At 42.5% G+C, this 23,400-nt stretch carries 24 protein-coding genes and 2 pseudogenes; 2 read left to right on the top strand and 24 right to left on the bottom strand.

Annotation, left to right across the window (positions count from 1 at the left end; all coding sequences use genetic code 11):
• Window positions 1-25: 25 nt before the first annotated feature.
• From ACKTT9_RS11800 to ACKTT9_RS11720, 17 genes and pseudogenes are all read right to left on the bottom strand, one after another.
• Window positions 26-1,402, bottom strand: a complete 1,377-nt coding sequence (locus ACKTT9_RS11800) for a sensor histidine kinase (protein WP_407871706.1) — start codon at window positions 1,400-1,402, stop codon at window positions 26-28.
• Entirely contained in the window at window positions 1,399-2,076 is a 678-nt protein-coding gene (locus ACKTT9_RS11795; protein ID WP_407871705.1) for a response regulator transcription factor, read from the bottom strand. Before ACKTT9_RS11795 ends, ACKTT9_RS11800 begins: the two co-directional genes overlap by 4 nt.
• 231 nt (window positions 2,077-2,307) lie before the next feature.
• Entirely contained in the window at window positions 2,308-3,504 is a 1,197-nt protein-coding gene (locus tag ACKTT9_RS11790) for an MFS transporter (protein WP_407871704.1), read from the bottom strand.
• A gap of 49 nt (window positions 3,505-3,553) precedes the next feature.
• Window positions 3,554-4,360 (bottom strand): carbohydrate ABC transporter permease, encoded by an 807-nt coding sequence (locus ACKTT9_RS11785; protein WP_407871703.1) that lies wholly within the window; start codon window positions 4,358-4,360, stop codon window positions 3,554-3,556.
• 30 nt (window positions 4,361-4,390) lie between these two features.
• Window positions 4,391-5,257, bottom strand: a complete 867-nt coding sequence (locus ACKTT9_RS11780) for a carbohydrate ABC transporter permease (RefSeq protein ID WP_407871702.1) — start codon at window positions 5,255-5,257, stop codon at window positions 4,391-4,393.
• Window positions 5,257-6,624 carry an extracellular solute-binding protein gene (locus ACKTT9_RS11775; RefSeq protein WP_407871701.1) on the bottom strand — a complete coding sequence of 456 codons (1,368 nt, stop codon included), beginning with the start codon at window positions 6,622-6,624 and terminating at the stop codon, window positions 5,257-5,259. Before ACKTT9_RS11775 ends, ACKTT9_RS11780 begins: the two co-directional genes overlap by 1 nt.
• Entirely contained in the window at window positions 6,621-7,562 is a 942-nt protein-coding gene (locus ACKTT9_RS11770; RefSeq protein WP_407871700.1) for an amidohydrolase family protein, read from the bottom strand. Before ACKTT9_RS11770 ends, ACKTT9_RS11775 begins: the two co-directional genes overlap by 4 nt.
• A 114-nt stretch (window positions 7,563-7,676) precedes the next feature.
• Window positions 7,677-9,181 (bottom strand): annotated as a pseudogene (gene argH, locus ACKTT9_RS11765) (argininosuccinate lyase).
• Between the two features lie 29 nt (window positions 9,182-9,210).
• Complete coding sequence (locus tag ACKTT9_RS11760; protein ID WP_407871699.1) at window positions 9,211-9,831, bottom strand: thioredoxin family protein; 621 nt, start codon at window positions 9,829-9,831, stop codon at window positions 9,211-9,213.
• Window positions 9,832-10,016: 185 nt separating this feature from the next.
• Window positions 10,017-11,231: a M24 family metallopeptidase gene (locus tag ACKTT9_RS11755; RefSeq protein ID WP_407871698.1), complete on the bottom strand. Its 1,215-nt coding sequence runs from the start codon at window positions 11,229-11,231 to the stop codon at window positions 10,017-10,019.
• A gap of 43 nt (window positions 11,232-11,274) precedes the next feature.
• On the bottom strand, window positions 11,275-12,021 hold the full coding sequence (locus tag ACKTT9_RS11750) for an amino acid ABC transporter ATP-binding protein (RefSeq protein ID WP_407871697.1): 747 nt from the start codon (window positions 12,019-12,021) through the stop codon (window positions 11,275-11,277).
• 13 nt (window positions 12,022-12,034) lie between these two features.
• Window positions 12,035-12,679 carry an amino acid ABC transporter permease gene (locus ACKTT9_RS11745; RefSeq protein WP_407871696.1) on the bottom strand — a complete coding sequence of 215 codons (645 nt, stop codon included), beginning with the start codon at window positions 12,677-12,679 and terminating at the stop codon, window positions 12,035-12,037.
• 26 nt (window positions 12,680-12,705) lie between these two features.
• The gene (locus tag ACKTT9_RS11740; RefSeq protein ID WP_407871695.1) at window positions 12,706-13,569 is read right to left on the bottom strand and encodes a transporter substrate-binding domain-containing protein; all 864 of its coding nucleotides are present in this window, start codon (window positions 13,567-13,569) and stop codon (window positions 12,706-12,708) included.
• A 547-nt stretch (window positions 13,570-14,116) separates the two neighbouring features.
• Window positions 14,117-14,563 carry an NUDIX hydrolase gene (locus ACKTT9_RS11735; RefSeq protein ID WP_407871694.1) on the bottom strand — a complete coding sequence of 149 codons (447 nt, stop codon included), beginning with the start codon at window positions 14,561-14,563 and terminating at the stop codon, window positions 14,117-14,119.
• Between the two features lie 54 nt (window positions 14,564-14,617).
• Window positions 14,618-15,094 carry a DinB family protein gene (locus tag ACKTT9_RS11730; protein WP_407871693.1) on the bottom strand — a complete coding sequence of 159 codons (477 nt, stop codon included), beginning with the start codon at window positions 15,092-15,094 and terminating at the stop codon, window positions 14,618-14,620.
• A 53-nt stretch (window positions 15,095-15,147) separates the two neighbouring features.
• Window positions 15,148-15,888: a WecB/TagA/CpsF family glycosyltransferase gene (locus ACKTT9_RS11725; RefSeq protein WP_407871692.1), complete on the bottom strand. Its 741-nt coding sequence runs from the start codon at window positions 15,886-15,888 to the stop codon at window positions 15,148-15,150.
• Window positions 15,889-16,028: 140 nt separating this feature from the next.
• A complete protein-coding gene (locus ACKTT9_RS11720; protein WP_127448935.1) occupies window positions 16,029-16,496 on the bottom strand; it encodes a hypothetical protein in 468 nt (155 codons plus the stop codon).
• 200 nt (window positions 16,497-16,696) lie between these two features.
• Between ACKTT9_RS11720 and ACKTT9_RS11715 the strand changes: the two genes are divergently transcribed.
• Window positions 16,697-17,107, top strand: coding sequence for a MerR family transcriptional regulator (locus ACKTT9_RS11715; protein WP_407871691.1), 411 nt, complete (start codon window positions 16,697-16,699; stop codon window positions 17,105-17,107).
• Between the two features lies 1 nt (window position 17,108).
• Window positions 17,109-17,870 carry an SDR family oxidoreductase gene (locus tag ACKTT9_RS11710; protein WP_407871690.1) on the top strand — a complete coding sequence of 254 codons (762 nt, stop codon included), beginning with the start codon at window positions 17,109-17,111 and terminating at the stop codon, window positions 17,868-17,870.
• Between the two features lie 279 nt (window positions 17,871-18,149).
• On the opposite strand, the gene ACKTT9_RS11705 is transcribed toward ACKTT9_RS11710, so the two are convergent.
• The 7 genes and pseudogenes from ACKTT9_RS11705 to ACKTT9_RS11675 form a co-directional block, all read right to left on the bottom strand.
• Window positions 18,150-18,431, bottom strand: coding sequence for a hypothetical protein (locus ACKTT9_RS11705; protein WP_407871689.1), 282 nt, complete (start codon window positions 18,429-18,431; stop codon window positions 18,150-18,152).
• 670 nt (window positions 18,432-19,101) lie between these two features.
• Window positions 19,102-19,680 carry a DUF1254 domain-containing protein gene (locus tag ACKTT9_RS11700; protein ID WP_407871688.1) on the bottom strand — a complete coding sequence of 193 codons (579 nt, stop codon included), beginning with the start codon at window positions 19,678-19,680 and terminating at the stop codon, window positions 19,102-19,104.
• Window positions 19,677-20,342 carry a DUF1214 domain-containing protein gene (locus tag ACKTT9_RS11695; protein WP_407871687.1) on the bottom strand — a complete coding sequence of 222 codons (666 nt, stop codon included), beginning with the start codon at window positions 20,340-20,342 and terminating at the stop codon, window positions 19,677-19,679. Before ACKTT9_RS11695 ends, ACKTT9_RS11700 begins: the two co-directional genes overlap by 4 nt.
• Window positions 20,343-20,554: 212 nt before the next feature.
• Window positions 20,555-20,725: pseudogene (locus tag ACKTT9_RS11690) on the bottom strand (GrpB family protein); the annotation flags it as partial.
• Between the two features lie 119 nt (window positions 20,726-20,844).
• On the bottom strand, window positions 20,845-21,360 hold the full coding sequence (locus tag ACKTT9_RS11685) for a GNAT family N-acetyltransferase (RefSeq protein WP_407871686.1): 516 nt from the start codon (window positions 21,358-21,360) through the stop codon (window positions 20,845-20,847).
• A 195-nt stretch (window positions 21,361-21,555) separates the two neighbouring features.
• Window positions 21,556-22,122 (bottom strand): HXXEE domain-containing protein, encoded by a 567-nt coding sequence (locus ACKTT9_RS11680; protein WP_407871685.1) that lies wholly within the window; start codon window positions 22,120-22,122, stop codon window positions 21,556-21,558.
• A gap of 172 nt (window positions 22,123-22,294) precedes the next feature.
• Window positions 22,295-22,834, bottom strand: a complete 540-nt coding sequence (locus ACKTT9_RS11675) for a DUF2199 domain-containing protein (protein WP_407871684.1) — start codon at window positions 22,832-22,834, stop codon at window positions 22,295-22,297.
• Window positions 22,835-23,400: the final 566 nt, after the last annotated feature.

Here is a 23,400-nt window from a genome sequence, read left to right as displayed (position 1 = left end):
AAATGAACGGCAAATGAATAACAGATTACATCTGAGGCAGCGTTACCGTGAAGGTGGTTCCTTCCGACGAACTGGCTACTTCTATACTACCTTCATGAACTTGAACAATTTTCTTTACAATGGAAAGCCCAAGACCTGTCCCACCGGAGGAACGCTCGCGTGCACGATCTACCCGATAGAAGCGGTCGAACAAAAACGGCAGATGCTCTGTCGCAATACCGTCGCCTGTATCCTGAATCTGTATTTTGCAAAAAGAATTTGTCCGTTCCGCTTGTATATCAATACTTCTTCCCGTTGGGATGTGGTTAACGGCATTGCCAATCAAATTCATCCAAACTTGCATAAGCAGCACTTCATCGCCGTAAAGGTTGATCGTTTCAGGTACAGAAAGCTTTAACAGCAGCTCCTTCTCTTCAATCTGCCATTGCAGGACTTGAACAGCTTGGCGAATCTGCCCTCGCAGCGAGAAAGATGTCTTGTTCACTGATTCTTGTCCCTGCTCAAGCGACGATAGCAAAAGAAGTTGCTTGCTTAACATCGATAAGTGGCGGCTCTCTTTCTCGATAATAGATGCATAATGCTTTCTTTCCTCCTGAGGAAGCTCACGATCTGCGAGTACGGAGGCGAAGCCTTGAATGGACGTTAGCGGTGATTGAATCTCATGGGAGACGTTGGCTACGAATTGTTGCCGTGCTTGATCGACTCTGTCCAATTCATGGCTCATGGTCATAAAATGCTCAGCTAATTGCCCGATTTCATCGCGGCGATGGATCGGGAGTTTTATCTTATAGCTTCCCTGAGCAATTCGTTTCGTCGCATCGGACAGTCGTGTGATCGGTTTCACTAAATAGGTTGTACTGATTAAGAAAAGCACGATGCTAATGACAATGGTGAACAAAATGATTTGTGCGAAAAATATGCGCAATTCACCAAATTGAAGGAGTACATCCGGGCGTATGAAGAGGGCATAAGTCTTGTCTCTCCCATGAACGGGGACCCCTACTGTATTACTCAACCGATTATCAAAAAAGCCAGAGATAAAAGGCTTGTTCGGGAACTCAGCGACACCGTGATACAAGTTGCCGCTGAGGACCGATTCTTTCGCGTGATCATCCATATCCTGTTCTCGGAAATCACGTCCATAGTAGCGATTGGTCCCTTGGCCATCTGTCCAATAGATTTGATACCCAAGTGCCGCGGCGTTTTGCAGATATTCATGGATGTCATCAGGTTGTTTCTCCGCATACTGCTTCATCTGCTCCGCAATGCCAATTAACTTCTCGTCGTTGTAGGGCTTAAGTTTGACATGATAGTACATATTGGATCCTAGAAAACCGATGATACTGCTTACAATGATGACCATTAGCGTAATAAGGAAGACCCGAGAGTATAGCGACTTCACGGCTTGCCCACCTCAATTTTGTAACCGATCCCGCGAACCGTCCTAATGGCGAAATCATCCGTGTAATCTGCAAATCGTTCTCGAAGCCGTTTAATATGCACATCCACCGTTCGATCATCACCTTCGTAATCCATTCCCCATACAAGTTGAATGAGTTCATCGCGCGAGAATAATCGGCCTGGATACTCAGCAAGCTGTGAAAGCAACTCGAATTCCTTCATCGGCAGCAGAAGTACAGTCTGACCGTCCGTAACCTCAATATTTCTCCGATCAATCGTAATTCGATTTAATCGAATGGTGTCACTTGAAGCTCGATGATATCGTCGGAATAAGGCTTTAACCCTGAATACCAGCTCTTCCGGCTCGAATGGTTTGGTCAGATAATCGTCTGTTCCCTGGGTATACCCCTTTTCTTTGTCTTGCAATTGATCCCGAGCAGTAAGCATAATAATGGGGATATCGTAATTTCGTCGAATATAGTCACATAGTTCGAGCCCATCCATTCTCGGCATCATAACATCAACTATCGCTAAATCAATGGGTGTTTGCTTCATCAGCTCGATCGCTATCATGCCATCCTGAGCCTCGTAAATCCCATATCCTTCTCTCGTGAGCACATATCGAAGCAGTTCTCGAATATTCGCATCATCGTCTGCAATGAGCAGGTTCCTCACTATGATTTCCTCCTACAACCTGTATTTAGTCTCAACTAATTAAAATCCAACCACTCCATATTGTATCACGGATGAGGCGACTTCATTTAATCTCAAGCCGGCTAAACATACAAAACAAAAAAAGAGACAAAATCTCAAGAAATATATTCTCAAGAATTTGTCTCCAGCAGACTTCTTTTATATGGTGGAAATCAAAGAACCATTAAAGAAGCAGACTTCTCTTTGTTTCTATTAGCATTGGAGCTGTTTAACACGCTTAGCTTCAAGCACCTTCATCGTCAAAGCAGCTCCTATCAAGCTAAGACCAGTAACAAGGAATACGAAATGTATCCCTATCCATCCTCCAAGTACACCGCCAAGCAAAGGACCAGCGACGATGCCGAACTGATTCGACGATTGATTTAGACTGATGGCCCTACCACGAAAATCATCCTCACTATATTTGACCACAAGTGAATTCAATGCGGGATAAACGGCAGCAAAAAACAGCCCATAACTGAAACGCAGTATACCAAAGCCGACAAGATGATGAACGCCGAGCTGGAGTAGATTTCCAATACCTCCGCCGATTAGCCCTATGAATAGGATTTTGTCATAACCGATACGTCCTCCGATTATACCCCATCGGGGACCCATGATGACGATGGCAATGCCCACTGCTGAAAAGACAACACCCGAGCTAAGCGTAGCGTTGTTTATACTGCCGCCGATTTGAATCACATATATCGTTAACAGTGGCTCTAGAATCATAACGGAAGTTGAGACTAATAAGGTTAGCCCAAATATCTGCATCAATCGTGTGTTGCCAGCAGCTTGTTTAAGATCGCCGATGACGCTTGGACGATTCCCCGTACGCCGTTCATGAACCTCTTTAACACCTATCAGAACAATGAAAGCGGAAACTAATGTGATAAGACCAGATACGATGAAGCACGCCCGCAATCCCAACCAGTGACTAAGAACACCTCCCGCCAGCGGCCCCAGAATTCCTCCAGCAGCAGTTGACGTCGATATGACGCCTAGTGCGTAACCGACATGTTTCTCTGGTGTATTCGTGCCGACCAACGCAATTGAAGCAGGACTAAAACCCGCCATAAGTCCTTGAAAGATCCTAACTATCATGAAACTATAAGGATCATGAACGAAGTAGTTCGCGAAGTGTGCCAAAGCCAGGCCTATTCCTGAACGAATAAGCATGGGTTTCTTGCCATATGTATCGGCGAGCCCGCCCCAAAATGGCGCACACAAACCACTAATCAGAAAACTGATCGAAATGGAAACGCCCGACCAAACTTCTAAACCTCTCTGAATACCTAAATCTTCTTGCAAAAAGATAGGAAAAAACGGAACTGAAAGGGTATAGGCTATGTGATTAAAAAATAGGCCTAACCATAACATGTAAAGATTGCGTTTCCAATAGCGTTCCATGCTGTCACCGCTTTTCTCCGATTACCATGCCCTGACTTTTTCTACCCCATTATTTAAATCCTGTAAGAGCAATCCCTCGAATAATTTGTTTCTGAAAAATGAAAAAAATAACAATAAGCGGAATGACAGATAATGAGGCTCCCGTCATGATTAATACCCAGCTTGCGCTGTCTTTTAATTCACTTGAGAAATAAGAGATTCCTACCGGAATCGTCAGGCGTTCCGGGGTTTGCGTAACAATTAACGGCCATATAAACGCGTTCCAACTACCAAGAAAAGATAAAATGCATAGCGTGGCAAGCGCAGGTTTTACAAGCGGAATGGCTATACGAAAAAGAATGTTCCACTCATTCATTCCATCAATTCTTGCAGCATCCAGTAGATCCATTGGCAAGGATTCCATGAATTGTTTCATAAGGAAGATACCAAATGCCGAGATAAGACCAGGAAATAAAATACCTATATACGTGTCTGCCCAACCCAGCTTTACGGTGAGCAAATACCAAGGAATGATGAGCATTTCGGTAGGAACCATTAATGTGCTCAGAATGGCAGCAAAAATAAGTTTCTTTCCTCTAAATGAGAACTTTGCCAAGACATACCCAATCACAGTATCAAAGAAACAGACGCTTATCGTTGTTATAATAGCTATGATAACGCTGTTCAGAATCCATTGAGAGAATGGCGTCCGAATGAATACTTCCGCGTAATTAGACAATGTTGCTTGTTTCGGTAATAGGTTTAGTGTGAAAGCATCAACCGGAGATTTCAGAGATGTTGATATCATCCACACAAATGGAAAAATCATGCCCAAACTTCCGACTGCTAGTAAAATCAACCGGAACGTTCTGCTCATTGTTACACCTCCGTAATCTTGGCCGTTCCGTCAATATTCAATCTTTCTATTGAGTATCTTCATCTGTAGAAGAGACAATGACAGGATCATTACAAATAAGATAATCGTGGCGGCCGATGCTTCCCCCATTTTAAAATGCTTAAAGGCTAAATTATAAATGTAAAGGACTAGTGAAACGGTAGAGTTCAGGGGCCCGCCGTTTGTCATGTTCAACACTTGCGTGAACGATTGCAGAAAGCTTATCGTCGCGATCACGACCGAAAAGACAATCACGGGATTCAGCAGCGGAAGCGTGATAGACCACAATCTTTGCCATGAATTGGCGCCATCAATCGCAGCCGCTTCTTCATAGGACTTCGGTACTGTCTCCAACCCCGTCAGGAAAATGAGCATTTGAAACCCGATATTTTGCCAAATTATAACGGCAATAATGATGTAGATTCCCTGTGAGGGAGATCCAAGAAATAGCTGCGGCTCGAACCCAAGCTTAATCAGCAGCGCGTTCACAATACCGTTCTTCATTAATGTCCAACGGAATACCCAACTTACGGCTACAACGCTTGTCACATAAGGGATAAAATAAAGGGTACGAAAGAAACCCTTTAACCGATTTAGCCGCTGCAGCAAGAGTGCAATCACAAGTCCTACCAGAAGCTGTGCAGGCACACCAACAATGACATAAATGAGCGTATTTCGAATCGACGCAATAAAAACTTCATCCTGGAATAAATGAACAAAATTTTGCAAGCCGACAAAAGGCTTCTCTTCCGAAAGCATATCCCACTCCCTGAAACTTATGTTAAACGAGTAAAGGATCGGTACGATTCGAATGCTTAAGAAAAAGAGAAGTGGAATTAGTAAGCAGCTGTAGATGAACAAATATTTTTGCTTTAACATTATTTTTTATCCTGCTTGGCCCAATAATCATCAAATAGCTTTTGAGTTTTCTTCACCAGGTCATCAAAGGCTTTTTCATACGGAACTTTGTTCAACACGACTTCATCGACAGCCTGTGTGAAATAATCTCTCTCGAGTTTCTCATCCACGAAGTAATGCGCATGAGCATAGCTGAGTTGGCTAATGAACGGCCCTAGTTTCTCATCCTTCGTATATTTATCTTGGAGAGCGACCTCTTTTTTGGCAGGCAGCTCTCCTACCTTCTCCGCCCACTGCTCCTGAACTTCTTTACTTGTTAGAAACTGCAAAAATGCTGTAGCAGCCTCAAGCTTCTTTCCTTGCACATTTTTCGTAATTGCGTTTGCCCAGAAGGAAACCTGAGTAGCTTTATCTTTATAAGAAGGCAGTGGCGCAACAGTATAATTAAGGTTTGGTGCATCTTTACCAATTCCCCCCAGCTGGAAGGAACCGTCAATGTTCATCGCTGCATGACCACCTTTGAACGCCGTGATGTCATCATTGTAAAAATCTTTTGTACCCAATTGATGAACAAGCGACAAGTCAATTAAATATTTGAACGCCTCTAAACCTGCAGGGGATTCATTCCACAGAATATGCCGGCGGTCATCGCTGATATCTTTACCTCCCGCTTGATAAATCAATGCATCTCGGAACCAGTGGTGCAGCTGCGCTCCCGGCTGCCAAGCAATGCCCTCAACAACAAATTGACCATTCTTGTCTTTTTCGGTTAACTTCTTCCCATATGTGACTAGCTCATCCCAAGTAGCGGGCGGTTTACTCGGATCAAGTCCTGCTTTCGCATATAGATCCTTATTGTAGAACAACGCAAGTGTTCGTACCGCCGTCGGTATGGCAAAATATTTTCCATTCAGCTTCGCTGTCTCAACAAAAGGGAAAAACTCTGTTTTAATTTTCTCTTCAGAAAATGCGCTTTCCGGGAGAGGCTGTAAAAAGCCCGATGAGACATATTTGGGAAGCCATCCATAATACAGATTAATGACATCCGGTCCTTTGCCGGCAGGTACGAGCGTCGCCACTTTCTCATTGTATTGATCATATGGGAAAGTAGTTTGCTTTACCGTTATGTTCGGATATTTCTTTTGAAAATCGTCAATTAATTTGGTAATGAGCTCCACCTTGGCTGGGTACTGATACTGCCAGTATTCAATAATCACTTTCTCATCATTACTTGCATTGGCCGTAACGGCTGCTTGTGATGCGGTCGGACTATTTGCAGCTGTAGTCGATACTGATTTACTATCTCCTGCCGAACAACCGGTTAGTAGAACAATGAATCCTAAAGATGAAACAAAAGCTCCTTTGGCTATGCGGTATGTGGTTGTCATGATCTTTTTTCCCCTCCACTTATAAGTGAATGTGTACCTACTTGCAGTAACTTCCTTGCATTGTTTCCGAAAATAAGTTCAATATCCGTTTCACTGAAACGAAGATCTCTACAGACCCTGACCTGGTCCTGCAAATATCGGTATACGAATCCTCTAGGGAACGTACTCGAATCAGTACCGAAGATGATACGCTCAGGTCCAACGAGTTCATAGGTTTTGCGAAATAACGTCTCCAGCGTCAGCTCATAAGGACTCCATCGAATCCACTGATTAGATCCCGAAGTGTCGATATAGACATTAGGGCAGCTCCAGCATAAATGCAGCAGTTCCTGAAAATATCCGGCTCCAAAATGCGGGATGATAAACGGGATGTCGGGATATTCTCTGGCCACGTTGAAAATGGCCAGCGGGTTGATGTTCAAATGCTGAACAATTCCTCCCGTGTGACCTAGTAGGCCAAAATGGATCAGAACCGGAAGCTTTCTCTCAGACAGAAACCGCCATACCGGAGCCAATCGGGGATCATGAAACGGAATCTCAACCAGCGGTCCAAAAATTTTATAACCTTTCAAACCTAACGTATCAACGGCTCGCTGAAGTTCTTCCGCAGCATTCGGCTCTTCAATGGCGTGATGGGCAAATCCGGTCACACGATCTGGATATTTACGAATTTGCGCAGCCAGATCATCGTTATTCCAAGCTGTTAAGAAATTAATACCGCCAATTGAATATCGATCCAATTCATTGATCCATCGGTCTATGAGCGGACGCTTGGACTCCTCTTCATTGTCTGGCTGGGATGGAAAATCCCAAGTCAAACGCATACGCTCGGATCGCAGCGCTTTGTGACGATGAATGAACTCATGGTGTGAACCTAATGGCAAAGAATAAGGTAAATGAGCATGAATATCAAAAACACGAAAACCATTTTTAAACATAGCCATCTTCCTCCTTAATTTATGTCTCTAAGAATAATAAAAAAGAGATGTGTTATCTCCTCATGGCAGAAGAAAACTCATCTCCGGTTATCCGGTAAATTGAACTGAACGGATCTATTTATCTAGTTTAGCCAGTTTATTGAGTACGCGTTCCACTTTCTCATGTGTGTCGTGTATCGCGCTTCTTTTATTAGCGAGCCATTCTTTCTCAACATTTACTCGCTGATCTTGCCCGTCCAACGCCCGCTCCACCTCTGATGGATTCGGTCCGCCGATAATCTTTCGGACATGAATGAAATTCCTGGGATTCAACGCAAGTTTTAGCCTTTCTTCACTTATTTCCAACTTACGTCCAATAACCTCAGAAGCAGCATCATTTAGCAGTTCTAAGGAAAGGTAACGTTTGGAATTTCCGAACTCCAACGCTTTTCGCACGACACTGCTAACAATGGTATGTGCGGTTCGAAACGAAAGCTGCTCCTCACGAACCAGTGTATCCGCAAGCTCAGTAACCGTCGAAAAGCTCTCCTCTGCTCTGGCCTCCAGCACTTCGTTATTAATCGTAAGTGTTGCGATAACATTAGCAAGCAGCCGATAAATGGATTCAAGTACCGCAAGGCTTTTCCACGCGTAGGGCTGCATATCATCTTCGGTATCAACAATATCGCCAAACGGGGTATTATGAATCATCGTCAACACGGTCTGTGTAAGGCCAACACAACTAGACAAAAGGGAGCGCATATGCTCAATAGATACAGGATTTCGTTTCTGGGGCATGATAGAGCTAATCTGAACATAGGGAGCCGCCACCTTCAGAACGGCAAATTCCTGCGTGCTCCAAAGCAGCAGTTCTTGTACAAAACGGCCTAGGTTTATTGCCGCAAGTTGAACACTTGTTGCTTTTCACCGACGTAATCCGCTCCGCTAACTGCATCGTATGCATTCTCAATAAGATCATCAAATGCAAGTAATTCAGCCATACGCTCCCTGTTCACAGGGAATCCGGAAGTTGTTAGAGCAGCAGCTCCCATATTACTGCGGTTGCAATTCGCGTAGGCGGATTGAAGTCGGCGGATATCCCGGCCAAGCGAGTCAGAAACTGCTGCTATATAATGGCCTAATGTCGTAGGCTGGGCCTGCTGGGTATGCGTATAACCAATCATTATTGTATGGACGTGAGAACGTGCAAATTGCAACAAACTTTCCTCCAGAAATAGAGCGGATGACAATGTATCCAAAAGTTTTTTCCTCAGCGTAATTCTATAGATCGCTATTCCCATATCATTCCGGCTTCGCCCTAGATGCAAATTACCTGCAGCTTCTCCAGCCAATACGTGCAATTGGTGCTCGACTTCAAAAAACAAATCCTCGAATTCTCCCGTGTAAGAAGTTTCCCTCAGCCGCTCAACATCCATATCCTTTAAGGAGACTGCAAGCGTATGGGCATCATGATCACTTATTAAAGATTGCTCCCACAGCATGATTAAATGCGCTTTGTTAATGTCCATCATGGGACTCAACAATTCTTCCTTGGCATGGTCATAGGCTGGACTTAAGACAACTTCCGCATATGTTTTCCCGGGGAACTTATGGTCCTGATCTAATGTTGGAATAGGCATTTGATGAGAAATCCTCCTATTTTATCGAATTAGCCGAGAATGGAACGAATATTTTCAATAATGGCCGTCTTTTCTTGCTCACGAGCCTTTGGGCGTTGTTCATTTAAATAATGTAACAACGACCTTTTTACTTCTTCATCCAATTCAGAAAGTGCCTTACCTCTCCCTTCCCACTCTGGGTGAAGATTCCAAAATTCCTCCTTCCAAGTGCTGATTAGATCAGTTATTTGATCGGGGCGTTCTATGAACAAGCCCAGCTCCTCTCCGGCTCGATTAAAAAACACATAGGTTGGAATATGATTACGCCCGTCTTTATGCAGGTAAGCAGCAGCAATATCTTGATTGTCAGGATCTCGTAGTAGAATATGCAGTTTCAGTTTACCCGTTTCGCGCTCAATCTTAGCAAATAAAGGTAAATTCGCAACAACATCTCCGCACCAATCGTGGGCTAGCACCAAGACATTTATTGGATCTGGAAGACTCTTGAAATAAGTTAATTCCTGTTTGCTCAATGTATACTGCTCGAAATTCCCCTGAAACCTTTCAACATTTACCTTGGCGCTGTCAATAAATTGCTGGTAAGTCAATGCTTCCTGAAAAGCTCGCTCTCTTCTGTCCTGTGAAATTCTATCAGCATTTTGAGTGCTCATAACGTCATTCCTCCATAAAAGTTTTTCATTCCACAATATTGGTAGATGAAAAAAAGCATGGATTTAGCATCCATGCTTCCGGTTTTCCGGTCAGTGTTAGATTAATATATTCCTATAAGTTTACTCGGTATTTACACAATAGCACCATTGACCAAAATTTGTCAATGAAAAACACATCTCCATTCTCACAGAAAAACGAGCTCTCGGGAAAGGTGATTCAAACGTTCACAACCATTCGTTGTGACCACCACCATATCCTCGATCATCATCGCACCAATGCCGTAACCGTAATAAGGCGTTTCAAGACAAATGACCATTCCAGGCTGGAACAATGTCGCTTCTGATGGACCCAGGAAAGGCGGCTCCTCGGCTGCGAGGCTTAAACCTGCGCTATGCCCAAGGTGCCCACGATTGTAATTCGGAAGCCCCGAGCGCCGGATCACTGCCATTGCATCCTCGAATACTGCCTGCATCGAGATGCCCGGTGTTATGATTTCCAAAAGGCGGTCGTGACCAGCCTTCAATGCGCTGTAGACCCGCGATATCGTTTCCGAGGGATTGCCGAGAACGAAGGTCCGCGCAATATCGGACCCGTAGCCGTTCACGTCCACGCCAACATCAAATTTGATGACGTCCCCTGTTTTCGCAGGGTAGGTATCAAAACGATGAGCAGGTGCAAATGAAGCACCCACAGCAATCATATCGAAACGTGCGGATAAGCCCTTCACGTCTTTCATCAAAGACAGGCGAAACTCATGCACGATGTCCTGCGCTGTGCTGCCTTGCCGAATGCTCTGAATCGCATCCGTTATACCTGCTTCCGCGTAGGCGCACGCGGCTCGAAGCTGCTCGATCTCCCACGTTGTTTTGATCATGCGCAGCGCTGTGAACAGACCTTGTGCCTCCACCAGCTCCGCTTCTGGTACAGCCTGATGCAGCGCTTCCACTGAGGAATGCCGCATGTTGTTCAGTTCGACAGCAATTCTGCCGGCTTGGCAGCCATATTCCGCTAGCGTCTTCTGGAGCAGACCGAACATTTCCTGCGCCTGATGACCTGTTGGTCGTTTGCCTTCATACTTGCCGCCTCTCATACCGAGCGGATCATCAACATCTACCCAAGTCGGATAAGTTCGCAGCTCACAATTCGGCAAATCGCTGGATACGCCAGCCGCTTCAAAGTCATTCATAATCATGACTGTCTTGGAACTGGGATCACGGAATAGGACCGCTAATGCAACTTCACTCATCCGCAAAGTATACATAAATGTGCTTTCATGCCCGCAAAGATAATAGAAATTTTCATAAGACGATGCCACAAGCGCATCCAGGTTCTTTTCCTCCATCAGTACTCGTGCTCTTGCCGCAATCGTGTTTAAATGATGCTCATCGGGATGGAACACTGGTATTTTTCTCCTCTCCTTCGGCTTACGTGAGGCGATATGCCTACAAATCCCCTAACTGTCTTAGAAATCTGCGAGCACGTTCTGTCTGCGGCTGTACGAAAAATTGACTCGGACTCCCCTCCTCTTGAATGGCACCATCGCTCATAAAAATAATTCGATTTGCAACTTCGCTCGCAAACTTCATTTCGTGAGTGACAACGATCATCGTCATTCCATCAAGTGCAAGCTCCTTCATAACCTGAAGCACTTCACTGGTCAGTTCAGGGTCCAGCGCCGAAGTCGGCTCATCGAAAAGCATCACTTTCGGCTGCATCGCCAACGAGCGTGCAATCGCTACTCGCTGCTGCTGGCCGCCGGAAAGGCGGGAAGGATATTCGTGCTTTTTCTCCAGAAGACCGACTTTCACGAGTAATCTTTCTGCTAGCTCTGCCGCTTGCTTAGCGCTCAAATTTTTAACTAGCATAGGCGCCATCGTAATATTTTCAAGCACTGTCATATGGGAAAACAAATGAAAAGATTGAAAGACCATCCCGCTCATTAATCGAATTCGTCGAATGGCTTCCCGCTTCGCGGATTTGGCCATGTTAGCGTTCCATGTAACATCATCCATGCGTATTGTCCCGGAATCCGGCTCTTCCAGCCCATTGAGGCAGCGCAGCAGCGTGCTTTTCCCTGAACCGCTCGGTCCAAGCAGCACGACGATTTCTTTGGCCTTCATTTTAAACTCGATCTGTTGCAGCACTTGCAAGTCATTAAAACTCTTCGAAAGCTGATTCACTTCAATCATACGGTTCACACCTTTAATAAGCCTTAGATAAATTCTTTTCAATCCTCGTCAGCAGATGGGAAAATAGCAAGCTCATGACCCAGTACATAACAGCAATAGCGATATAAAATGGCATAGCGATATAATACTGTGCAATCAAAAGCTGAGCCGTACGGAGCAGCTCTGTCACGGTAACAATGGAAACGAGCGATGTTTCCTTGAGCATCCCGATAAAAGTGTTGCCCATCGGCGGTATCGCAACGCGCGCGGCCTGTGGCAGTACAACCTTATAAGTCGTTTGCCAAGGAGTAAGACCTAGTGACATCGCAGCTTCCGTCTGCCCTTTGCTGACAGATAGAATGGCACCGCGGAAGGTTTCCGATAAAAAAGCGCCAATATTAAGGCTGAGTGAAAGAAAAGCGGCTGTAAGGGGACCCAAACGTATGCCATAATCCGGTAAGCCGTAGTAGATGATGAAAATCTGAACGAGAATTGGCGTTCCCCGAAAAACAGAAACATAAAACTTCGCGATATTCTTCACAACGATGTTTCCTTTTAGACGAGCAAACGCCAAAACCAGAGCAAGAATGAAGCCGAAAAACATCGACACCACGGTGATTAACAGCGTGTAATACGCACCCTTCAATAGAAAGTCGAGATTTTGCCAAACAAGCTCCATACATGCATCCTCCTACGCACTGATGCTCAGATGTTAGGATCGACTTTGAACCATTTTTGGAAAATTTGTTTAAAGGTTCCGTCTGATTTCATTTCGGCCAATGCATTATTCAATGCACTTAAGAGTTCAGCGTTATTTTTACGAATCGCGATACCGGCAAAGTCATCTTTTACGGAAGCACCTACGGTTTTAATCTGAAAGCGATTCTTTTCAACCAACGGTTGAATGGCAAAAATATTGTTGATTGTGGCATCGATTCTACCCGCATTCAAATCCGTAAGTGATGTAATTACATCGTTATAGGTCACGATATCAAAGGTACCTACCTTCGGCAGCACTTCGTTGCGTAAATAAGTCTCATCATTTGTTCCAAGACCAACCCCAATTTTTTTCTCTTTAAAATCTTCAATCCCCTTCACAGTGGTATTCTCATTTTTAACGATGACACTCACACTATTTTTTATGTAGGGCGTTGAGAAATCCATCGTTTTCTTGCGGTCATCTGTAATGGTAACTTGACTGACCAGCGCGTCATACTTATTTGTTTGCAACCCTTCAATTAATCCGGAAAACTCGCCCGTAATGAAATCCGCCTGAACACCGATCCGCTTGGCTACTTCCTTGGCGACATCGGCATCGAATCCGTCCACTTCATGTTTATCATTGAGAAAATTGTAGGGTGCGTACGTCCCCATCAAGCCAATTCTGATTTTGCCTGACTTCTTAATTGAGGCCAACAAATCCTCAGAGGCAGCACTGGTGCTCTTCGGTGTTGCTGAAGCTGTTCCCTGCGTATTATTCCCAGATTTACTGGTGCAACCAACAACCACTGCAGTTATCACACTTATAATTGAGATCCCTTTTATTAATTGCTTGACTGTGACTGACATGTTCTGTCCTCCTTGAGAAAGTAAACGCGAATTAGCTACACCTAAGGTTTCCCAATTTGCCCAAATCATACGCTGGTTTACTTCATTTTCAGATCTCTGTCGCGTAAACAAAAAAGCCCGCACCATAAAGGCACAGGCCGACATCATGATTTTATTTTATTAAGCTAAAATCGTTATCCAACATTGCCATACACTCCGTTAATAGACCTCCCAATATACTTGCGGCTCTCTTCAACCCAGGAACCGTCATTACTGTTAGCGGGATATACTTTTTAAAAACTCTCTTTTGCATTTTTGCTGCCTCGGCCAAGTAGTTCCCCTCTTTCTGCGTTTCATTGCTCCTATCATACAATAGCGTTGAAATTGCCTCTAACAGTATGCTGACTTTTTTAAAGAATGCGAGAAGAGTTTTCTTATAAAATGAGAAAAAGCCGCGATTTGCGCGGCTTTTAATGAGAACCTATTCTTTTTCAACAAGTTGATAGATTTGAGACTACAATTTTACCCATTAAAACATGTAATTGTATCGTATATGCCTTCCAGCCAGTCAGTGTTTCTCGTGCAAATTCATAAGTTCTTCCGCCTTATCAAACACCCAATTTAAGTCCGCATAACCTCGTTCCAAGTGTAGTCGAACGGCATCATCCCAAATGAAATATTGAGCACCTTGAATTTCGTTAGCCTGGTGGATTGGCTCAGCCTGTTCGTCAATGGCTTCGAGAAGGAATAAGCGCACCTGCTTGCGAATGGTTAACCCTTTTCGTTCGATCGGATATTCAATGTCGCCAAGAAGTGAAAGAATTCTGGAATTAATCCCCGTTTCTTCTGAAATTTCTCGGATTGCAGCATCCTCCCATGTCTCTCCGGATTCCAGGTGGCCCTTTGGGAAAGCAATATGTCCATATCTATCGTGAATGAGTAGGACATGGACTCCTGAATGTGTCTTGCGAAGAACTAATCCACCGGCAGCACGTTCAATAAGATTCTCTGTCATAGTAACCTCCTTTGTGGCTAATAGCCTACTGCTCATCGGCGCAATATCGACTAATCATTTACTCCAGCTCTTTTGCAGCTTCCGAATATAGCAAATTTGACCAATGTGATAGGCATTATGAGTTGATACATTTCCAAGTATCCCCCACCACTTGGCAGCCACCGGAAATCCGATTACATCACTTTCGACTTTTTCTTCAGTAAGTAGATCTTGCCATTTTAAAAGCACATCTAATAATTGATCTTTTAAATCAGTGAACTTTTTGTCTTTAGGAATTATAAAACTTTTATTGTTATCTCCTATGGAGGGCACGGCATTGACATCAGATTTTTGGTACCTGGTTTGCCATGTTTCATTCCAATAAAGTAAATGCTGCACAATTTCAGCGATACTATTACTATCTTCACTAGGCTTCCAAAAAGCTACTTCCTCCGATAAATTGTCAACTGCAGCTGAAAATGGTAGGTACCAACTAGGGTCATTAGCATTTGCTAATAACTGATCGGATAACAACTCTTTTACATGAAACATACTTTCCACTCTCCTCCTTGACTAGTTCTCCCAAACCTTTTTCTGTTCCGTTATCACCGATTATTTTCTTTAAATAACAATGCTTTCATTGCAAAACGAGGCAAAATTAATTGTCTTCGCCATCTGGATGGTTGATTTAATAATCGATAAAGCCATTCCACATTTAACTTCTGCCATATAACTGGTGCTCTTTTTACTGTCCCAGCAATGATATCAAGACTTCCTCCAACGCCAATAGCAACTCTAACATTTAATTCGTTTTTAAATTTATGTATCCAAAATTCAGCTTTTGGGGCTCCAAGTGCAACCACTAGAACATCGGGACTCAAGGTCGCAATCTCATTTACAATTTGTGCCTCATCCTTCTGATCAAAAAATCCATGCTGTCTACCCAAAACGGATACATTTGGGTATTTCTTACTAATTACTTCCGCTGCCATTTTACTTGTTATCTCATTGGCGCCCAGAAGATAAAATGACCAATTTTTTCTGTTCCCCATCTCTAATAAATTGAATAGAAGATCACATCCTGTAACACGTTCGGGAAGTGGATTTCCCTTTAAACGAGAGACCATGACAATCCCTGCACCGTCCGCGGTTAGGTGACCCGCTTCATCAATTATGGTATGGAGCAGCAAATCATGTTGACTAGACATAGTGATTTCTGGATTAAGCGTTACCACATGAAACAGTTCCGCTTTATTTTCCGTTATTACTTGGTCAATGATATGGACTGTATCTTCCATTGTTATTTTGGGCACTGGAATTCCCATTATTTGTGAACAGTTCTCCATAGAATCCACCTTAGGCTTTTAGCCACATTTTATCATAAAGGATTACTCCAAACTATCCTACTCTGGTACATTAACTAATACCAATACTAAAATAGACCCAACGATCTCTCGTCGGGTCTGTTTTTATAACGTCACATGTCTTAAACTGTACCTGAGGAATCCGGTACGTCCGGACCATCAACGACATCAATCACACCGATAGCCAGAATGCTGATAGCAGCTGCTTTTCCCAGCTTTTTCACGCCGTCTTTCAACCGCGCTTTATCGCTGTCCTTAAAACCTGTCACGACATCTTTTCCGCTCTCAACCACATACTCGATGCCATGGACAACTCCTTTTGCCGTCGTAATGGCTGTTTGTTCAAGTTCATGGAGTCCAGCTTTCGATTGCTGCTTATCTGCAGTAATTAGGCCTGCGCTTAAATTCCATACACCGCTGGCTGCATGGCCTGCGATTTCGCCAGTTTTGGCCGTTACCTGTTCTATATCATTTCCGATTTCCTTTATATAATCACTGCGAACAAGCTCCCCTGCCACACGGACAGTTCCTCCAAGCACTTTACCTGTCACATCGCCTGCCAGCTTGCCTAAATCCTTCAGAAAATCCATCTCAAGCACCTCCGTACATCATTATATGCTGTATTACGATTGTCGAAACACTTGGTTGCAATTTATGAAGGAATGGTAGGCGTTCTTGGATTCAAATTTTTAGCTTTGGACAGACTATTAATTTCTTTGTTGACTTAAACCATGGTTTAAGTCGTATCATATTCCTGTCGACATGAAATATAAAATTTGGAGGCCTCCAGATGAAGTATTATTCAATTAGCGAAGTTTCAGACAGACTCGATATTCCGGAATCAACGATACGTTATTATGAAAAAAAAGGATTATTACCACAAGTTGAGCGTGATGAAGCTGGGAGGCGGTTATTTTCAGAAGATCAAATTACTTTCCTTGGAATCATTATTTATCTAAAAAACACGCATATGCCAATAAGTGTAATTAAACAATATGTTGATTGGGTAGTAGAGGGAGAGAGTACTACTGAATTGCGACTTGAAATGATGAAAAATCACAAAAAAAATGTACTAGCTGAAATTGCGCTAATGCAAGAAGCATTAAAAGGAATTGATGTAAAAATCACACGTTATACAAAGTATACGCAGGAAAGAAAAGAAGCAAGAGAAGATGAAACCATATTGGAAAAGAGGAAATAGAATGAAACTTTCAGGAAATACAATACTTATTACAGGTGGAAGTACTGGAATAGGTTTAGCTTTTGCAGAGCGCTTTATCGAGGCAGGAAATATAGTCATTGTTTGCGGACGACGTGAAGATGTACTCCAACATGCAAAAGAAAAATCCCCTAACCTTATTACTCGTGTAAGTAATTTGGATATTGAATCCGAGCGTGTAGCATTGTTTGATTGGGTAACAGCAAACTATCCAGAAGTGAATGTGTTAGTTAACAATGCAGGGATCCAACAACGCTTTAATGTGTTAAAAGGTGATGCGAAGAACAATTGGAATTATTTCAGTAAAGAAATCACAACCAACCTTGAAGCACCTTTGCATCTCTCTATGATGTTCGCCCCATTTTTTGCAACAAAAAAAGAGGCGACTATCATCAACGTGACATCTGGATTAGCTTTTACACCGTTTGCAATTGCCCCCATTTATTCAGCATCCAAAGCGGCACTTCATTCATTTACTATGAGTCTACGACACCAACTTTCTGAAACGTCTGTAGAAGTCATTGAAGTTGCTCCTCCGGCAGTGAATACAAATTTAGGTGGAGCGGGGGGCCATACCCAAGGAGAACCATTAGATGCCTTCGCAGATGGAATTTTCAAAGAATTAAAAGAAGGTAAAAAGGAAATTGGATATGGTACTTCTGTGAATCGCTTACGCATGACACGAGATGAAGTAGATGTATACGTGGAAAATCTGTATAAGGCCACGAAAAACCTAATTGAATAATTACGCTTGCTGGATTTTAACAGTGAGTTTCATCTACTAAATTCAGCAAAGTCCAATATAAAAGACACCGTATCTACCCGTCACTCGAATAAAATAAGGGACAGTTGCCGGCCACGGCGATCTGTCCCTTCCTAAATTCCGCTCCCACTCATTCGTCTAAGGAACAAGATAAACTTTGCCTTTCGGTAGACCAAAAATTTCGTGAAGGCCATCGATCAAATCGGAAACCGCGCCTGGTGTCATTCAACTATCATCTCCCGGTTGCTTAGCGCTGCATTACTATTGAATGCCTGCAATTCCAAAGGTGCTCTTAATTACTTTTTTATAATTTTCCCATTCAAAATAAAAAGGACCGATATTAATTTTTTTCATATCAGGCTCAAGGAAAAAGTCCTTCCAGGTAACAACGTTATTCTCCCTATCGATTTTAACAGAGACAATTCCGCAACCTTCATCCCCACACCACGAACAAACCATGAGAGGATATCTGTACCACATTGTTTCATGTGGTTTTCTCAGTAAAAAATAATCAATCATTTCTCTCTGATAGTCATTACTCATCCAGTAGCTTGACCGCTCATATGGATTTTGTGCAGCATTATTACTTCTGGCTCTGTTAAAACTTTGTTGTTGATTTCATTGAACAAACAGGTATAAATATTGAATACATCTTTAATGATTTTGGAAAAGAAGCCTTATAGGTATAATCTTGTTTAGAAACTCAATAAGCATCCCTAAGTTGTTTTTATGTTCACTCCAAGCCACTTGATAGTTGAGCTTGTAATTTAAGCATCCAAGAAGTATGAGCGAAATGAACAAGATTGTAAGATTAATCCCTTTGTTTGGTAAAGGTCGTATGTATATTCCCCATAGCTTAAAAATACTTGCCACATGACATATAACAACAAATGGTAATATTAGTAAACCTACTGAAATGAAAATAAGTATTACAGCCACGTAATATGCGATTATAAATGGGATAAGAGATAAGACTGAAAAAATCAGATATAGCGTAATTGATCTAATACTAGAACGCATAGTTATTACTTTCGGCATATTATCCACATTGGTCACCTGTTCTTCTTTCCGATAATTGAGAAGGCTGCCGATCTGAATAATCTGCAGCCTTCTCTCCAGCCTATAACATGATGATCAAGAATCCTCTGAGAGCCTTGGATCTAGCGGTGAAGTCGGGTAAGTTTATATTGTGGGGAACAGCACACAACTATGGTTAAGTCATCGGAGATAATTGTAACTGCTTCGCAAGCCCATGTGCTGTCGAGAGGTCTCTGTTGTTCTCTACAAAAACGCGACCAATCACAAGTACCGAATTATTTGGTGAAGAAATCTGTGGCACTCCATGTGGCAATGCTCCTTTCCAACTAGGGCCGCTGATGAGGTAAGCCCCAGCTTCGGTTCCCGTGGTGCGTTTGCCGACATAGGCAAAGTTTATGTTTTTCGACGGATCGGTAAACTGCACGCTGTAATAGCGACCGGACATGTCCGGCACATGCAAAATCTGTGGCCCTTTACGGAGGTCTAACCAGCCGACCACAAGGAGCGTATCACGGTTCACGCCAGTAGTCATTAATTTTGAGCCTGAAGCATTAAGGGGATCTGCAAATAGCTCCTTAGATTGCGTATAAAGCGTGTTAATTGGGATGGGACCATCGCCGAATCCCTTAACGAGGATCGCCCTCTTGAACATGGTCAGAAGCATACTCGGCAAAAAGTAAATGACACTGAACCATGCTGCGATCAGAACTAAACCGAATATCAGTAAATGCTCGAACTCCACATGCTCCATCATTTTACCTCCATAACCGGCGGCACGTTATATTTTCCGTCCAGAATTGCCGCGTCGGGTATATATACACGCAACCAAAGAATGAATTTACCCGAGGGTGCGGGCAGCCAGTTGGATTCCCACCCCGCAGGAGCGGTATTCTGAATGTAAATGTCGAAGGAGCCGTCGGCGTTTGGCACGAGTCCGGACTGACCGCTCACGCTGTACCGATTGATTGAATTCGCCACAAAGCGATTCTTCGCATCCCCCATAGTCAGTGACCAAAAAGCATTATTTGGCGGGAGTCCCCCTACCGGAAAGTGCATGATGTAACAGTGATCTCCGGAGAGGTCATGACTCGAGCCATCAACAGATGTTTTCCAGTACATCGCCTCTTGAGGTATGTTTACTGGGCCAGGAAAGGCTAGTGTACACGCGGCTCGCAGCAACATGCCGTTGCCGGGCACGCCCATATCAAACATGGTGAACCAGCCATTGACCTTTGATCCCTTGAACTTCGCGACAATATGGGCCGTGATAATTGCCATCCCGAAGCCAATGAGGATGCCTTGGATCACGTCAATATACACAGGTCTTAAATGGACAAAGAACAATGACTTGATGATAACATAGCCGCAAATCACGCCGATTAGTTTCAAAAAAAGAGCATATTTTTTGTTTGTCATTGATTTTACCCTCCCTATACTGTTAAAGTGGAGACCGTTGCCGATTGTCTGGTCAGTTGACGCGGTTTTCTTATTCAACTATCGTACCAGACTTTCTTTGCAACTTACACTAATCTTAATTTATCACTAACTAATCTGCCCTTTAGTTGAGCAAAGGCTGCCGATCATGCTGGCAGCCTCATTTTGGTTCTGTATGTAATTAACGTTCGCCGTTAATTTAAAGGAAGTTTTTCCATTTGTAGTAAATTGTAAACATATTCAGCTTTCTCATCTGAGTAAGATAACAATGTTGTTACACCTTCTGAGACAGCTTCAAATTTTCTTCCTGAGTATTCTCTGGCATTTTCAGGATTCTGTCTCAAGAATTGTCGGATTAGAATTTTGTTGTTCCATTGCTAGCCGTTCTATTCTACGATGGCAAGATTGAATGCCTTTCATATTCGCAATTGAAAACGATTGAGAATCAAAATTATCTCTCCAACTTGGAATTTATGTATTATGCTCATTTTGTTCGCTCTACAGAATACAGAAAAAATTCCATATCTATATTCCTAAAATTCTTAGTATCTTTATCAATAATATTCATACCGTTTCGAACAGCAACTTTTTGAGAGGCTATATTTGTGTCCCTAATAATAGAATAAACCCTATTTGCATTAAGAACTGAGAAAGCGTATTCCTTGCAAGCAATTGCCGCTTCTGTTGCGTAACCTTTGTGCCAATACGCTTTCTGAAACAAAAATCCCATTTCCAAAATTTCTTTTTCTCTCCAGCCTTGCATTGTCAAGCCACATTGACCAATCATTTCGTTTGTTTCTTTTAATACAACAGCCCAAAGTCCAAAACCATACTCTTCATATCTTTTAAGATGTCTGTTAAGCCAATTTTGTGCTTCTTCTAAGTTGAATGCACTTTCATAAGCCGCACGCATTACTTCCTCATCACACAATATTCCGCACAATGCATCATAATCGGACTGCACCATTTCTCTAATTATAAGACGTTTTGTTTGTATCAAGAATCTCCCACCTTTCTATTATATAAATAACATTAGGATGCTTAATTATGGAATAAAATGTAATATTTTAACAAGGGAATTATTAATTTTAACTGAACTATCCTGCCCAATAGTTGAGCGAAGCGCACCGAAACGAAAATAAGCGATGGATCGGTTCCATCGCCGCAGCGCTATCTTTTTTCGTTAATTCCTGACCTATTTCTTACCCATCACAAACTTAAATAAGATGGCATGAACAAGAATCGAAAATAAAACCGAGCTAATCCACCAGGTCATTGGATGGGAAATACCTTTTGCCGTAATCACGTATGCACCATAAACGGATGCGATAAACTGAAGGCTTGCCATTACCAGCCCCGGATTCCATTCTCTATATTTAATTCCTGTATAAATATGGGTGGCACAGTTCATCAAGCTAAAAATAACAATTAACAAACCAAAGCCGATATTTACGATACATAAAAGTCCGAAAATGAGGAACGCCAGCCACACTAGAATAATATTGATCCAAAACACTTTTTCATCCGTTAAAGCCTCGTCACCCTCCGGCAACCTATTCACGACTCGATTAAAGTAATCCTTAAAGCCACCCGGCCAATAATGCTCCTCGGTTTGATGAAACAAATATAATGGGATGTTGATCAATGCCCAGAACATCGTATCGACAGGACTGAGTGTCCAGAATAGCAATACTAGGGTAATGAACCCCAACCAAGGTGTTAATTTAGCCCAATTTTGATTCTCTGCCCAATAATTCAGCATCTTACGTAATCCCTCCTTCCTGATTTATCAATTTTATAAATATATTCGGTTCATTCATTTATTTTCCTATACTTAATTCCCGTTACTTCAAAGAAAAAGAAAACAGATGGCGGTCGCGGCGATCTGCTCTCTGGTTATTCAACTATCGTTCTTCGTTAGCTTTACGATCTAATCATTCATTCATATGATGTAAACCCTCGGCTATTTCTTGAACCCTTCGCATTGTAATACCGCTTTTTTGTTCAACTGCTAGTGGATGTGCTGTTGGTTCGATTTCAATTAATGGTCTAATGCCTAACTTACGAGTATGTATCATCGTCTTTAGATTCAATGTTTCTTCTGAGTAAGATGGAATTGAAGTTGATAACCAACCAAACATTGGTTCTAACTTCTTCTGTCTCCCCCATTTATTCCAGTATGACACTGTTCTTTCAAAGTTATCTTTACTCAGAGAAACCCAGACATCCCAGGTGAAATTCCTTTTGTTATCAATTACAGGTATTTCAATATTACCACGTATGTAGAAATGCTCTTCGTCCATAACACATAACTCAGAACCATGTCTAAACTTAAACCTTGCTTCTCTTTCTGCTGGCATTGTTTGAACCCAATAATATGGTGCATTGAAACCATAGCTCATTGGAAGTCCATCATGCTTCTTTCCGCAGCAAGAACAGATAAAATTATTAGTGCTTTTCTTGAAAAATTTCATTAGAAAGACTCTTCCCCGCTGATTATAGTTGAACCTAGGTGAAAACCTAATTTGCTCAGTATATATTCCTCAACGGAATTCAATTATCCTCCCGTTACTTCAATCTCAACCTAGAGTGTTATAGACTGATCGAACTCAACCTCTAAAAACCTAATACCTATGGATGACTGCTCCTAGCAGTATTGTCATAGATGTGAGATGTTCAGCAATAGGGGAGCAGATCATGGTTGGCTGCTCGAATTTCTTTATGGGCTATCGGTCCCAATTCATTGCATTCCAGCAATCGTCCAAAAAAAAACCAAAAAATACTCCCCACAAACTTAGAAGCGAACTAATCATAAAAGGTAGCCATTTAACTCTTCTAGATTTTAAATACACAAACACGAAAAATGGATATAAAACAAATATCTTTATAACAAAGAAAATTAACATAACAATTAATGGGTTAAAATGAAACAATAATAGGATAGCCATAGGTATTAATCCAGTTACTCCAACCGAGTAGGCAATAAACTCCTCAAAAATATTCGATATGTAGGGGTTAACATCAAGTATAATTGCTGCTA

Origin of the sequence: Paenibacillus sp. P36 (assembly GCF_045866505.1) — a bacterium.
In the GTDB taxonomy this organism is placed as follows: domain Bacteria; phylum Bacillota; class Bacilli; order Paenibacillales; family NBRC-103111; genus Paenibacillus_E; species Paenibacillus_E chondroitinus.
This window is presented reverse-complemented; position numbering and strand designations above follow the sequence as displayed.